This window comes from Marinilactibacillus psychrotolerans (genome assembly GCF_900101525.1).
GTDB classification, from domain to species: domain Bacteria; phylum Bacillota; class Bacilli; order Lactobacillales; family Carnobacteriaceae_A; genus Marinilactibacillus; species Marinilactibacillus psychrotolerans.
The window spans coordinates 61469-74788 of the sequence record NZ_FMZD01000004.1 but is presented as its reverse complement, the minus strand read 5'-3'; the positions used below and the strand labels follow the sequence as shown (position 1 = coordinate 74788).

16 protein-coding genes and 1 other RNA gene are annotated in these 13320 nt (G+C 32.9%); 10 read left to right on the top strand and 7 right to left on the bottom strand.

Annotated features, from left to right (window positions below; genetic code table 11):
* Positions 1-496 precede the first annotated feature (496 nt).
* On the top strand, positions 497-847 hold the full coding sequence (locus tag BLT22_RS03230; RefSeq protein WP_091760638.1) for a hypothetical protein: 351 nt from the start codon (positions 497-499) through the stop codon (positions 845-847).
* A gap of 57 nt (positions 848-904) precedes the next feature.
* On the opposite strand, the gene BLT22_RS03225 is transcribed toward BLT22_RS03230, so the two are convergent.
* Positions 905-1639 carry an NAD-dependent protein deacylase gene (locus BLT22_RS03225; RefSeq protein WP_091760635.1) on the bottom strand — a complete coding sequence of 245 codons (735 nt, stop codon included), beginning with the start codon at positions 1637-1639 and terminating at the stop codon, positions 905-907.
* Positions 1640-1812: 173 nt separating this feature from the next.
* Between BLT22_RS03225 and ssrA the strand changes: the two genes are divergently transcribed.
* Positions 1813-2183, top strand: a transfer-messenger RNA (tmRNA) gene (ssrA, locus tag BLT22_RS03220).
* Between the two features lie 141 nt (positions 2184-2324).
* Here the strand turns inward: ssrA and BLT22_RS03215 are convergent.
* Together BLT22_RS03215 and BLT22_RS03210 are read right to left on the bottom strand one after the other, a co-directional pair.
* On the bottom strand, positions 2325-2621 hold the full coding sequence (locus tag BLT22_RS03215; RefSeq protein ID WP_087058677.1) for a bacteriocin immunity protein: 297 nt from the start codon (positions 2619-2621) through the stop codon (positions 2325-2327).
* Positions 2622-2878: 257 nt separating this feature from the next.
* The gene (locus BLT22_RS03210; RefSeq protein ID WP_091760632.1) at positions 2879-3064 is read right to left on the bottom strand and encodes a leucocin A/sakacin P family class II bacteriocin; all 186 of its coding nucleotides are present in this window, start codon (positions 3062-3064) and stop codon (positions 2879-2881) included.
* A 227-nt stretch (positions 3065-3291) separates the two neighbouring features.
* Between BLT22_RS03210 and BLT22_RS03205 the strand changes: the two genes are divergently transcribed.
* Genes BLT22_RS03205 through BLT22_RS03185 form a run of 5 tightly spaced genes read left to right on the top strand, consistent with a single transcriptional unit; the run spans position 3292 to position 8209 of the window.
* A complete protein-coding gene (locus BLT22_RS03205; RefSeq protein WP_091760629.1) occupies positions 3292-3435 on the top strand; it encodes an EntF family bacteriocin induction factor in 144 nt (47 codons plus the stop codon).
* A gap of 42 nt (positions 3436-3477) precedes the next feature.
* Positions 3478-4767: a sensor histidine kinase gene (locus BLT22_RS03200; RefSeq protein WP_091760626.1), complete on the top strand. Its 1290-nt coding sequence runs from the start codon at positions 3478-3480 to the stop codon at positions 4765-4767.
* A 13-nt stretch (positions 4768-4780) separates the two neighbouring features.
* Positions 4781-5521 carry a response regulator transcription factor gene (locus tag BLT22_RS03195; RefSeq protein ID WP_091760623.1) on the top strand — a complete coding sequence of 247 codons (741 nt, stop codon included), beginning with the start codon at positions 4781-4783 and terminating at the stop codon, positions 5519-5521.
* A 36-nt stretch (positions 5522-5557) separates the two neighbouring features.
* Complete coding sequence (locus BLT22_RS03190) at positions 5558-7708, top strand: peptide cleavage/export ABC transporter (RefSeq protein WP_091760620.1); 2151 nt, start codon at positions 5558-5560, stop codon at positions 7706-7708.
* Between the two features lie 18 nt (positions 7709-7726).
* Positions 7727-8209 (top strand): HlyD family secretion protein, encoded by a 483-nt coding sequence (locus BLT22_RS03185; RefSeq protein ID WP_091760617.1) that lies wholly within the window; start codon positions 7727-7729, stop codon positions 8207-8209.
* Between the two features lie 144 nt (positions 8210-8353).
* Here BLT22_RS03185 and BLT22_RS03180 read toward each other — a convergent pair whose 3' ends face one another.
* Together BLT22_RS03180 and BLT22_RS03175 are read right to left on the bottom strand one after the other, a co-directional pair.
* Positions 8354-8776: a GNAT family N-acetyltransferase gene (locus BLT22_RS03180; RefSeq protein WP_091760614.1), complete on the bottom strand. Its 423-nt coding sequence runs from the start codon at positions 8774-8776 to the stop codon at positions 8354-8356.
* A 34-nt stretch (positions 8777-8810) separates the two neighbouring features.
* Positions 8811-9248: a VOC family protein gene (locus BLT22_RS03175; RefSeq protein WP_091760611.1), complete on the bottom strand. Its 438-nt coding sequence runs from the start codon at positions 9246-9248 to the stop codon at positions 8811-8813.
* Between the two features lie 251 nt (positions 9249-9499).
* Between BLT22_RS03175 and BLT22_RS03170 the strand changes: the two genes are divergently transcribed.
* Together BLT22_RS03170 and BLT22_RS03165 are read left to right on the top strand one after the other, a co-directional pair.
* Positions 9500-9904: a hypothetical protein gene (locus tag BLT22_RS03170; RefSeq protein WP_091760608.1), complete on the top strand. Its 405-nt coding sequence runs from the start codon at positions 9500-9502 to the stop codon at positions 9902-9904.
* 111 nt (positions 9905-10015) lie between these two features.
* On the top strand, positions 10016-10516 hold the full coding sequence (locus BLT22_RS03165) for a hypothetical protein (protein WP_087058669.1): 501 nt from the start codon (positions 10016-10018) through the stop codon (positions 10514-10516).
* 85 nt (positions 10517-10601) lie between these two features.
* On the opposite strand, the gene BLT22_RS03160 is transcribed toward BLT22_RS03165, so the two are convergent.
* Positions 10602-11378, bottom strand: coding sequence for a Cof-type HAD-IIB family hydrolase (locus BLT22_RS03160; RefSeq protein WP_236048837.1), 777 nt, complete (start codon positions 11376-11378; stop codon positions 10602-10604).
* Between the two features lie 26 nt (positions 11379-11404).
* Positions 11405-12085, bottom strand: a complete 681-nt coding sequence (locus BLT22_RS03155; protein WP_087057477.1) for a histidine phosphatase family protein — start codon at positions 12083-12085, stop codon at positions 11405-11407.
* Between the two features lie 286 nt (positions 12086-12371).
* Between BLT22_RS03155 and BLT22_RS03150 the strand changes: the two genes are divergently transcribed.
* On the top strand, positions 12372-13319 hold the full coding sequence (locus BLT22_RS03150; RefSeq protein WP_091760602.1) for an ATP-binding cassette domain-containing protein: 948 nt from the start codon (positions 12372-12374) through the stop codon (positions 13317-13319).
* Position 13320: the final 1 nt, after the last annotated feature.

Here is a 13320-nt window from a genome sequence, read left to right as displayed (position 1 = left end):
TTATAATCTTTTTCAAATTTTATATTTATTAAATGATAAAGTCAATGGTAATTGTCAGTAAATTCAATAAACAATACTTATAATTCGCATTTAATATGTTATACACACGTTTTTCTAGCGATTTGAAATCGATTGCAGAATAAATGTGACACTTTTTTGAACAAGTTACTTTATGTTAGTATTTTCCTGTTTTTAGTTACTCAATATCTCCATATCTATTAATTTCAAACGTTGAGTTTCCCGTATCTATTACCTTATTAGAGTTTTATGCCTTACATTCATTATTTATTATTTCTTATTCATTGTTTATATTTGAATAGAATAATTATAAAATTGGTATTGTTATTTATTATAGAATTTTAATTATTCACTTTTTTTATTTACAAATTCACTTATAAATTTTAGAATTGTAATATATTTAATACCAATATTATAATTCCGTTAATATTTTATTAACTATATGATTATTAACGAAAGAAGGTAGAGGCTTATCTGGATGAAAGAAAATACAGAATATCAAGAGATCGTAGCATTCGCTGAAAACATGGGAATGACGGTAAAAGACTACCTAATTTATCTCCATCGTAAAAATCAATCCGTAAAAAATGTATTGCTGGAAGATAGTCATGGGTTTAAGAATTTCCTTGAAGATTTTCATAATGTATTAGATGATTTGACCGTGTGTACAAAAACAGACGAAGCTAGAGCTGCAAAAAAAGAGCAGTCTCTGCAGGCTGCTGCTAATCTGATGCATAAAGTCAGTTCAGATCCTATGCTGTTAGCACAAATGTATAAGCATTATCACTATGATTCTGATGAAGGTTCAAACAGAATAATAAGCAACTAAAAAAATACGCTCAGTATGTATAGAAAATAATTTCTCTATATACTGAGCGTATTTTTATTATTCATTTATAGCTTTAAAGGTTTCTCCGACTTTTCCTTCTATATATAGGTCGACTTTTAGATTTCTTGTATCTATCTCTTCATTATTGATGACTACTACATGTTTCCCTTTGAAACGATGGATCAGGTTTTTTGCTGGATTTACCGTCAGTGATGTTCCGGCAATAATTAGTAATTGTGCTTTACTAATCGTTTCTTTACTTTTTTCTAAAATACCTCTGTCTGGGTTCTCTCCAAATAATACAATGTTTGGTCTGACGATTCCCTGTTCGATTGGGCATCTTGGTATATTCAGTTCATCTTTTTCAACTTCTTCTGGCTTGTAAACTCTGGAACATTCCATACAATACCAGGTTCTACTATGACCATGTAATTCTAATACAAACCGATGACCTGCTTTCTGGTGAAGACCGTCTACATTTTGAGTGATTACACGTATATCTTTCCCAGCTTGTTCCATTTGGGCCAATACTTTATGTGCATCATTTGGTTCGGGTTCAACCCTATCTTTTTTAGGTCGTCGGTTAAAGAAAGCTTGAGGATGTTCTATCAGATATTTATGACTCATTACTTCTTGAGGATTTAATTTCTGTCCTTCCATTTCTGTATACAGACCCTTTCGTGATCTATAATCAGGTAAACCACTTTCAGTAGAAACGCCTGCCCCACCAAAAAAAGCAACAATTTCTGCTTCATCTATATATTTTTTTAATTGAGTTATTTTTGAATCCATTTATCAGTACACCTTTCTTACCTTTTCATTCATTATAACAAGCGTCTATGTAAATCACACGATTATTGTTTAGATAAGCGAACAGACTTTCATTTCTAAACAATTTGTGCTATAATGCTTTTAGAAATGGTCGTTCTCTACGATCCATTTGCTTTCAAGTTTTATTCTATATCGGGGTTGTTACGGATTCGACAGGCATAGATTGAGCTTGAGTTGCGTTCTGCAGGTGACGAGACTGCATACCAACGTCACAGTTAAATATAACTGCAAACAATAATAATAACACTTACGCTTTAGCTGCGTAATAACAGCTTATTAGCGTGATCCGAACTGGCATCGCCCACGTGTCACGTTTGGGTCCTATAATTAAGTGGGATACGCTTATTCTTTCCGTCTGTAAGAATAAGAAGAGATTACCAGACTAGCGACACATGACGCCTGTTATGCGGCTAATGTTGAGCGAAATCTAATAGTGTAACTATGAACGTAGAGGCTTGAGTGCCAATGTGTCTGGACAGGGGTTCGACTCCCCTCAACTCCATTGTGTAAGTTCAATCGTAACCTAAAAAACATCTGATTCCTTTAAATTAAAGGAATCAGATGTTTTTTTTGCATAGACTACAGTACGATTCATTTTATCACACTGACAAACTATTATATTGGAGTCATACCTTTGTATCCACTATTAATATTTATATCTAATATTGGATACGGAAGTCAACTCTTTTAATTTTTTTGATTGATAGTCTGATAAAACAGCTCGATCATTTCTGATTGCTTTAGAAATATCTAAGTTCATTCGACTCAAAATCATAGGAACAGAAGCGCTCTTTTGTTTTAACTCTTCAAGATAATTCTCTAACACTTTTTGTAGCGACTCGTTACCTAAGTCTGTTTTTAGATCATCTAATAAATCAGTCATAATTTTTTCTGCTTGTTTCGCCCGTTCATTTCCTCCGGAAAACCATTTTAATTTGCTCATAAAATATCCTTCCTAAATTCAATATACTTTTAATTTTGATTGATATTGTATATTTCTTTACATGCCGTTGAAAATGCCTTAGCTTGACTAGTAGAACATAATTGTTGAAACTATAAAATATAACTATAACCCATGTTCGATATCAAACTTTGCCTAAAAAGACCCGTGCAAGTATAAATACCCATCTATGTTATGTAATACCATGGATGGGTATTTTCTTTATTTTTTTACAATATAAAAATGAGTATCTTTAGTTATCATTTATTCCAACCAGCGGCTCCGCCTGTAGCCCAATTTGCTGCTGCATTATTTCCGATAATTCCAATAGCTTTTCCCCAATCTACAGTGCATCCTTTTTTATTACAAGAAACACCATTTCCATAATATTTCCCTCCTTTAGTTTGTTGCATTTCTTTAACGCTAAGTTCTTTAACCTTTTGCATGTAATCACACGCTCCTTCATAAAATATTTTGATAATACGCTGACTGTACCACAATTTTTTTATTCGTGGAATGTTTATTCCTGAACTACAACGATACTCTTCCTTAACCTATACTTTCTATCGGTTATATTGTTCAGGAATAATTTACTAGCGTTTCAGGAAAGTTTTTCGTTTTATAACTAAATGTATGGCATACTATCTCTGTAAAAAAATTGGAGGGAATAAAAGTGAACGATAAAAAAGACTTAAAAATTGAAGAGTGTTCTGAAAAAAAATTAAAACAAATACGAGGCGGTAATAAATCAGTAACTAAAGGGGCCCCCTCATCTAATTTAGCACAATGTGTCTTTTCTTTTTTCAAAAACTGCTAATAATCTTTAACTTTCGTATAATTTAATCAGGGAGGTATTTTCTTGATTATCATTGATACAAAGGCTTACTTACTACGTATGTTAATAAATATTTTTATTTTTTACTTCTTAATATTCTTTGTTACTAAAGATGAAGCTACAATTAGTAAATATTCAAAGGTAATTGTGCTTATTCCAATTACCTTTTTTATCGAATTATTTACCGATTTTTCTGATTTGATACCGATAATTAGTAGTTATTTTTTCTTGAGAGAGAACGGGAACAAGAAAATTGTCCTTTTAAATAAGCTCATGCTAAGTTTACTCGTAAGTTATAGTATATCAATCATTAGCTCATTATTGATGATACCCAGATTTTTCCAAGGAGTTAATGATTATGACTATGTAATTATACAAATAATTTTTGAATGTTTCTTGCTAACTATATTTGTTTTGTTATACAAAAAGGTAAGTATTCAGAAAATCATTAAAAGCTATAGTTCTATTACAACTTTTATGTGCATGATTTACCTATGGGGAATTTCTTTCTTCATATCATATACTGCGCATCAATATAAAGTATTTGATCAATTCATTTTAGGAATTTTAGTTTTCCTTGTCGTGCAGACCATATTTATTTTTATTTTAGGTGTTCGAACAACTAAGAAGCAAAAAGAAACATATGAGCAACGGTTGAAAGAACAAGAACTTATTTATTTAAAGAGATACACTGATCAGTTAGAACAAAGTCAAGAAAAACTAAATAAGTTTAAACATGATTACAAAAATTTATTACTCAGTTTAAAAGAAATCTCTTACTTAAAAAAAGACATAGATTTTTCGAAACAAGTCCATGAATTAGATAAGTATTCTAATCATTATTTTGTAAAGGATATATCAAGTAGCAGTCAACAATTAAAGAATATAAAAAATTCATATTTAAAAAGTCTTTTTATTTCGAAAATTTATCAAGCAAATGAAAATCAGTTAGATATTCAATTAGAATGTAACCAAACTATTGAACTAGTCCCTATTCCGATTTTTGATTGTGTAAGAATATTGGGTATTGTTCTTGATAATGCAATAGAAGCCTCTAAAGAAAGCGAAGAACGGAAATTATCTCTTATGATTTATCAAGATGACTCACAGCTTGAATTTCTTCTTGAAAATAGCTATAAAGGAACTAACCTTTCTATCAGAAAGTTGATGGAAAAGGGTGTTTCAACAAAAGCGGATCATAAAGGATTAGGAATGAACACGATTCAAGAAATAAATGAAAAAACTCAAAATATGTTTATTCAATACAAAATGAAAAACTCTACATTCATCACTAGTATTATCCTGATGTGGTAAGAAAGGAACTATTATGACTTATCCTATTATTATTTGTGAAGATCAACTTATTCAACTACAACAGATTGAAACAATCATTCAAAATTTCACACTTTTTCATAGTGATCTTTTCCAAATCAGTTTAAAAACACAAAGCCCAGACGAAGTAGAAAATTACTTAAAAAAGTTTAAACCTAAGCAGGGAATTTACTTTTTAGATATTGATTTAAACCACACTATAACCGGAATTGATCTAGCGGAAAAAATACGTGCGCAAGATGTCCAAGCAAAAATCATTTTCATTACAACACATGATGAAATGATCCCTTTAACTATTAAAAGACGTGTGGAAACATTAGGTTTTGTGATAAAAGATCAACCTTTGGATAACTATCGGTCAGAAATTGTAGATTTACTACTCCTTGCTCAGAAAAGAATTGATGAAGCAAAAATTAGTTTAAACCAAGCATTTATATTTTCTATCGGGTCTCAAACATTTACTCTTGATTTACAAGATATTTATTTTTTAGAATCTTCTAAGCTTCCCCATAGATTATCTCTATATACTAAAAATGGTCAATATGAATTTTATGGAAAGTTAGTTGAATTAGAAAAAAAATACCCTACTTTATTCAAGATTAATCGATCTTGTTTAGTGAATTTAATTAATGCAAAAGAAATTAATTTTAAAAAACGTGCTGTTTATTTTGAATCTGACTTAGTAAGAAACTTTGCATTAGGGAAAGCAAAACTAATTAAAGAAAAATTGAAATAAATATTAACTTAATTTTGAAAGGACCACTGTACATTGATGAAACTTTTTACTCATATTCAGCAACAAGACGAAAAAGATTGTGGTGTTTCTTGTATATCCATGATTTTAAAACATTACAAGACAGAAATTTCCATTCACAAATTACGTGATTTTTCAGGAACTGATTTAGAAGGAACCACAGCTTTTGGATTAAAGAAAACATTTGAACATTTATCTTTTGATTGCCCCGCTGTTCAAGCGGATAATGATGTGTGGGGAGAAAAAGAGTTACCACTACCTTTAATTGCACATATTGTAATTGAAAATAGCTATATGCATTATGTAGTTGTTTATGGAATAAAAGGAAAGACCTTATTAATTGATGACCCAGCTATAGGGAAAGTAAAAATAACGATTGAAGAATTTGCTAAAGAATGGACAGGTATTTTATTATTGCCTACTCCCAAAGAAACTTACTTTCCTAGTAAAGAAAAAGTTGCGAGCATAAATTCTTTTTTACCAGTTATTTGGCATCAAAAAGGGCTTGTTTTTAATATTATTTTAGCATCAATTTTTATTACTTCTTTTGGCATAGGAAGTTCTTTCTATTTTCAAGGAATTCTCGATTTTTTTATTCCTAACCAAGCCCGTTCTGCTTTAAACGTTGTCTCTGTGGGATTAATTGTTATCTACTTCTTTCGTATCATATTTGAATATAGCCGAAATTATATCTTAGTTATATTGGGCCAACGTATGAGTATGACGATAATGCTTCAATATTTTAAGCACGTACTTTCTTTGCCAATGAATTTTTTTGCTACTCGTAAATCGGGAGAAATCATTTCTCGTTTTCTTGACGCTAATAAAATTATTGATGCTTTAGCAAGTGCCACCTTGTCTGTTTTTTTAGACATTGGTATGGTCGTAATTGTAGGGATTACCTTAGCCTTTCAAAATGTTACCTTATTTTTGATCACTTTAGCCTCGTTACCTTTTTATTTAGTTGCTATTTTAGCTTTTGTCAAAAACCATGAAAAAGCGAATCAAGAAGAAATGATTGCTGGTGCAACTTTAAATTCTAGTATTATTGAAAGCCTTAAGGGGATTGAAACCATTAAGGCATACAATGGTGAAGAAAAAGTCTATGATCTAGTCGATCGAGAATTTGTTAAATTGATGAAAAAGTCTTTTCGTACGTCAACCTTAGACAATATCCAACAAGGCATCAAACACGCTATTCAGTTAATCAGTAGCGCACTAATTTTATGGGTAGGTTCTTATTACGTCATGGATGGTACGATTAGCTTAGGTCAACTTATTACTTATAATGCGCTGCTTGTTTTTTTTACTGATCCTTTACAAAATATCATTAATTTACAGGTAAAAATGCAGACAGCACAAGTTGCCAACAAACGTTTAAATGAAATTCTTGCTATTGAAACGGAGTCAGTTAACCAACACCCTAATCGTGTTGTTACAGATCAAACATTTCAACAGGGAATTAGCTTAGAAGATGTTTCATTTTCTTACAAAATGAATCCTCCAACTTTGAGTAATCTATCTTGTACTATTCCACCATTTAGTAAGGTTGCCTTTGTTGGCGTTAGTGGTTCGGGAAAATCTACCTTAGCAAAATTACTAGTAAATTTTTACTCCCCGTCTGAAGGAACTATTCGTTATGGTCATATCAACCATTTAGACATTCCTTTTCATCAATTACGCGACCGAGTAACTTATATTCCCCAGGAATCATTCTTTTTTAGTGGATCTATCATTGAGAATTTAACCTTTAGCTTAGATATCTCACCTAGCTTTGAACGAATAGTTGAAGTTTGCGATGCAGTTCAATTGAGCGCATTTATTAACCAGCAACCCTTACGTTACGACACAATAATAGAAGAGGGCGGAACCAATCTTTCTGGTGGTCAACGGCAAAGATTGGCTATTGCTCGTGCCTTATTGAAAGACGCTGATGTCCTAATATTAGATGAGGCGACCAGTGGACTGGATAGGTTCTTAGAGCATACAATTTTAGACTACCTGATAAATTTAGAAATGAAAACCTTGATTTTTATTGCTCATCATTTACCTATAGCCAAAGTCTGTAATCAAATTTTAGTACTTAACGAAGGAAAATTGGTGGAGCAAGGTACCCATGATGATTTGCGTTACAATGAGGGCCTCTACCAACAATTATGGGAAATTTAAGATAAGGAAGGCAAAACAATGCATAAGAACGACTGGCTTGACCACTCAGGTATATATAGTCAACAACATCAGAAATTCTATCGGTGGGTGCTATACTCTGTAATTATTTTCTTTCTCTTGGTTAGTCTATTCTTGACTTTTACAAAAGAAGAAGTTTTTATCCGGACATCGGCTCAACTAACCGCAACTAAAACAGAAGACCAACATATGCCACTAGAAACAAAAATCAAAGTAAATAATCTTGAAGAAAATCAAGAGGTCAAAAAAGGAGAGATTTTGGTGACATTCGATAGTACTGCTTTGCAAAATAAAAAAGAGCAATTAGAACAAGAAAATATGTCCCCGGAAGAACAAAGCAAAGTAGTCACTTTAGCAAATATTGATGAGCAGATCAATCAGCTAAAAAAAGAAGTAGAAAAATTAAAAGCAGAACAAGCAAGATTAGTTTCTCAAAGTGCTACTGAAAATGAAACGAATATTCAAATTGAAAAAGGAAAATAGAATACAGAACCTTAGCTACAAAAAAGCAACAAAATAACTCTCACCCTAAAGACGTTACTGTATAAACTTACTTGAAGAGGCGTAAGTAAAAGACCAAAGAAACAATACTAACAGAGATTCATATTTAAGAAGATAACTCTTTATTCACTTTAGTCTTTTATCAAAGTAGTACTTTGTTACGCCTTCTATTGGCATATCTTCTAAGGTTGCAAAAACTGTATAGCCATTCTTTTTATAAAAGTCGACTGCTTGATAACTTCTCGTTGTAAGAGTGATATGAATGATGCCCTTTTCTTTTGCGATTGTTTCAATTTCCTGCAACAATTTACTGCCTATTGATAATCCTCTAGCGTCTTGAGTAATCACTAATAAGGAAACATGGATCGTTTGGTACTCTTTATCCGCAACGATTCCTCCGACTAACTTCTTGTCTAAGTAAGCTCCTATGGCTATTTTTTCTTTATTTGTTTCCACTATACTTCCAAAATGATCTATATCTTGTTCAGCAAAGACTTTTTCGACCATTGAATCTAGTGTTTCCATTCCTACCCTTTTCATTTCTATCATACTTATTTCTCCTCTTTTTAAACTTTTCTATATATCACGGCTCAATCACCAACATATTATGCTCATCAAATTTCCAGCTATCTGCATAGGCCACTTCCCAATAATAACCATCTGGGTCTTGAAAATATCCACTATAGCCACCCCACGATACAGTTTCGGGTATTTTGGCTATCGTACCGCCCTTTTCTTTTACTAACGCCATCAGTTCATCCACTTCTCTTTTTTCTTTTGTATTAATTGCAAAAGTAATTCCATTAAAACCTTGTTGTGTGATAGTCGGGGGTGTTTGCGCATTAATATCCTGTGCCAGCTCTTTTAAAGGGAACAACTCTAACTTCGTCCCTTGATTATCAAAAAATACGATAGGTGGATTGGAAGAATCCTCATAACATTTAAACCCTATTCCTTTATAAAAAGTCAGTGCTCTTTCCATATTTTGAACGCCTAAGGCAATAAGATTGATTCTATTCATTTTTATTTCCTCCTCCTTGAGTCTCAGTTTACCCATAGTATAGTTGATGAAACTGCTTAAAACAATCATTGCTCCCCTTATTTTTCTAAAATAAACCCCATCAAAAAAAATTGCTAAGGACGCTAACGAGGAGCCCTCTAAGTCATTCTTGATACGGGTTAGGAATTTCAAATTATTCTACTTGACTATTCGAACGAATGTTCCTATTATTAAACTATACAAACATGCATTCGCATAAAGGGGTAATCACTATGTCAGAAGAAGTCATTCTACTTAATCCAGATAAGTTAGGGTATAAAGATCGAGGAATAAAGAAATGGCAAGGAATGATGCTGTCAGATCACTCTGAAGCATTGAAAATGATGAAAGCAGAAGATGAGAAAAGCGACATCACCGCTAAAGAAGAAATGACAATAGAAGAGGTTTCAACAGTCCTTTACGAGGCTTATCTCACAAAATCTCCCGTTGCCATCCAAGCAAATGTGTTAAGAAACGGACAGTTTTACCCAGATGTTCATTGCTTAGTTATGGGCTATCTAGGGGACAAGATTATATTACAATTAAAAGATGGACGAGTTAAAAGGGTGAATATCGATCTGATTCGAAATGTGGAAGTTTATAATGTACTGAAATGGCATAACAAACGCACAAACTGATCCTAGCCTATGTTCAGTAGGTGTAACCTTTCAATGTCGCATTAATTAGGGTTTGATGTGCGATTTTTTTTTGATAATGCTATAATAAAATTGAAAAAGGAGGTGCGATAAATGAATTTTGACCAGATGAGAATTTTGGATAGCTTGTTAAAAGAATTCAATACAATGATTGATGAAGATCCAAAGTTAAATGATATTGATATAAAGAAGTATAAGCTGCTATTTGAAATGGACCAAGAGCTTTATTCAGCTGACTTCATTATTTATGATCGCGAAAGTGATTCATTTAAGTTACGTTACATGACTCCTACTAGTCTTCGCTTTGTATCTGCTCTTAGACCGGACAATGACTTTACTGAAGAATTCTTTAAAAGTTACCGACTTAGCGATGAGGATTTCAGAAATTTATTAAAGACACCAGATATGCTGTTACTTGCTTTAATTGATGTGGTTAAAAAGTTGCATCCTTCTTTGTTCCGTAAAGATCGATTGCAGAATGGTGAAAATATCGTATATAATCTTCAAGGATACCATAATGATTTTGAATTGAATTTTCTACTTTGTAAAGATAAAGAATTTCATCCTGTTTCTTTAGTAGAAGACGATGAATAAAAATTATACTTAATATCATAAAATCACACACCTTCCTATCATTCGATTGACAAATGATAAAAAGATGTGTGATTTTTGTTTAGAATTAAATCAGTCCGAAATGTTTTAATCCGTCTACGATTCCACCATTGATATTACTCTTTGCAATATAATCAGCAACAGCTTTGACTTCAGCTGTACCATTTTCCATTGCTACGCTGTAATCGACTTCTTTAAGCATCTCCAAATCATTTGGACCGTCTCCAAATGCATAAGTCGGTATCTCTTCAAATCCTAATTTATTAACTAAACGATTAATTCCAATTGCTTTTGAGTTTTCTTTTAGGATCGTATCAATAGAGAAAGGCGAGTTTCGATAGAAAGATAATTCAGGAAATTCTTCTAAAAATTCTGCATCTAACGTTGTGTTTTCTGTAAAAAGTAAAGCCATCAGAATTTCATGATGATTCTTATACTCTTGATCGACTTTTGGAACTTCAGTATGAATAAACTCATACGCTTCAGTAGAGTTTTTATCTTTTCTAGTGATTCTGAATCCATCTTTACTATAATAGGCAACTGAAATATCGGTTTCCTCAACTTTAGATTGGATCCTATCTAAAAGACTCTGATCAAAGATTCCTTCATAAATATCTTGACCTTCATATTGAATATACTGTCCATTTAAAGAAATAAAGGAATCAATAGCGGTCTCTTTTAATACATGTTCCACTTGCAGGTGACTACGACCTGTAGAAATAAAAGGCACTCCACCATTTACTTTTAATTTTTCCAGTGCTTCAATAACATCCTGGTCTAGTTCTGACTGATTATTTAACAATGTTCCATCTAGATCAAAAAATACTAATGCTTTAGGTTTCAATACTTTATCCTCAAATCTAACTAATTTTATTCTTCATCTCTAAAATGAGAAACATCATTGTAACGGTCAAGATGATATTTACCATCGTGATAAGCCGCTACAGATACACTTGCGTTCAGCAATGCTTTTGTATCTGTTAAGTCAGGAATCAGGTTCTGTAGTATATAACGAATTGTTCCCCCATGAGCTACTAGTAATATAGTCTCTCCAGTATCCCGATGTTTGTCAATCAATTTAATCAGACCTTGTTCCACACGATTCCAGAACATCATAAAGTTTTCAGCATCATGGTAAGGATCTGTTTCTCTAAATGCATTCATTCGATCTGGAATTTCTGTATTTAAGAACATGTCACGGGAAGAAGCGTACCCCATCTGTTCAGCAACTTTTTTCCACGCTTCTGAACCAGGCATTCCTTCGTAAGAGCCAAAGAATACTTCTCTGAATTCAGGCATTTGTACCATATCCATTTTTGGAGTTTGCTTATTTTCTTCTAAAATGATGGAAGCTGTGTCTTGTGTACGTGTTAAGTCACTTGTATAGACTGCGTCAAATTTCACATCAGTTAAGCCACGTCCGCATCGACGAACATCTTCAATACCATTATCTGTTAATGGAGCATTACTCCATCCTTGCATACGTCCGTAATAGTTTAAATACGTTTCTCCATGACGAACAAAATAAATCGTGACACCTTTACTAGTCATAATGAATTGTTGCTCCTTCCAAAATATGTTTTCTCATATATTGTAACAGACTTGTATGGCGGATGCTAAGAGAATGAGGTAAAGTTCATATTAATCTTAAACGAATTGCTTATATCAACATTCAATACAGCTTCAACTAAACAGCATTCTGACCTTTGCTCTGGCGTTTCAACTTTACATAAATATAATGTACTTCAAGATAAGTATTATGTAGAATATAATTATAAACTTCGGCTTTCACTCTATCCTGAGTAATCCGATTTCCCCAAAACAAAGGAGGAGTAACATGATAAATGAAATAAAAGATTACGCTGTTGAAGTGCACGGGTTAAACAAACAATTTGGGGATTTTACTGCAGTTGACGAGATTGACTTGAAAATCCAGAAAGGAACTGTTTATGGCTTTCTTGGACCAAACGGTGCTGGTAAAACCACTACTTTAAAAATGTTAACTACTTTGCTAAAAATTGATAATGGAACAGCTAAGATATTCGGTCATGATGTTGCCAAAGAAGCTAAAAAAATCCGTCCCCGTATCGCGCTGACTGGACAGTATGCTTCTGTGGATGAAGATTTGACAGGTACTGAGAACCTGGTTATGATTTCCAGACTGATGGGCTATAGCAAAAAAGAAGCTAAAATCCGTTCAGCTGAACTACTGGAAGCTTTCGGGCTAGCGGAAGCAGCTTCTAAACAAGCTAAAGAATACTCTGGCGGTATGCGCCGACGTCTAGATATCGCCGCTAGTATTGTAGTGACCCCTGACTTATTATTTTTAGATGAACCAACGACAGGATTAGATCCTAGAAGCAGAAACCAAGTCTGGGCTGTCATTCGTGCATTAACATCAGCCGGGACCACTGTTTTACTGACTACTCAATATTTAGAAGAGGCTGATCAGTTAGCAGACCGAATTGCTGTAATCAATAAAGGAAAAATCATTGCTGAAGGAACAGCACAAGAACTAAAATCATCTGTCGGCTCAGGTATGCTCCATATCACTTTAAAGAACGAAGCTGATCGAGAAAAAGCAGAAACTATTCTAGAAGAAAGTGTTGGATCTGTTTTACATGAATCCTCAAAGAGTTTGCAATTGTTTATTAAAGTAGATGATCCTTCTGCTTCTGCTAAAGCTTTAACTGATTTAACTGCTCAGCATATTGAATATGTTACTTTTTCCCTTAGTCAGCCCAGTTTAGATGAAGTATTTTTGGCTCTAACTGAAGATGAATAAA

Bases quoted from the DNA above. Each gene is read 5' to 3' on its own strand.
- BLT22_RS03165 (WP_087058669.1), top strand. From the start codon at position 10,016: ATGAATTTTGACCAGATGAGAATTTTGGATAGCTTGTTAAAAGAATTC.
- BLT22_RS03195 (WP_091760623.1), top strand. From the start codon at position 4,781: ATGACTTATCCTATTATTATTTGTGAAGATCAACTTATTCAACTACAA.
- BLT22_RS03230 (WP_091760638.1), top strand. From the start codon at position 497: ATGAAAGAAAATACAGAATATCAAGAGATCGTAGCATTCGCTGAAAAC.
- BLT22_RS03215 (WP_087058677.1), bottom strand. From the start codon at position 2,621: ATGAGCAAATTAAAATGGTTTTCCGGAGGAAATGAACGGGCGAAACAA.
- BLT22_RS03180 (WP_091760614.1), bottom strand. From the start codon at position 8,776: ATGATAGAAATGAAAAGGGTAGGAATGGAAACACTAGATTCAATGGTC.
- BLT22_RS03170 (WP_091760608.1), top strand. From the start codon at position 9,500: ATGTCAGAAGAAGTCATTCTACTTAATCCAGATAAGTTAGGGTATAAA.
- BLT22_RS03185 (WP_091760617.1), top strand. From the start codon at position 7,727: ATGCATAAGAACGACTGGCTTGACCACTCAGGTATATATAGTCAACAA.
- BLT22_RS03190 (WP_091760620.1), top strand. From the start codon at position 5,558: ATGAAACTTTTTACTCATATTCAGCAACAAGACGAAAAAGATTGTGGT.
- BLT22_RS03155 (WP_087057477.1), bottom strand. From the start codon at position 12,085: ATGACTAGTAAAGGTGTCACGATTTATTTTGTTCGTCATGGAGAAACG.
- BLT22_RS03210 (WP_091760632.1), bottom strand. From the start codon at position 3,064: ATGCAAAAGGTTAAAGAACTTAGCGTTAAAGAAATGCAACAAACTAAA.
- BLT22_RS03150 (WP_091760602.1), top strand. From the start codon at position 12,372: ATGATAAATGAAATAAAAGATTACGCTGTTGAAGTGCACGGGTTAAAC.
- BLT22_RS03225 (WP_091760635.1), bottom strand. From the start codon at position 1,639: ATGGATTCAAAAATAACTCAATTAAAAAAATATATAGATGAAGCAGAA.
- BLT22_RS03175 (WP_091760611.1), bottom strand. From the start codon at position 9,248: ATGAATAGAATCAATCTTATTGCCTTAGGCGTTCAAAATATGGAAAGA.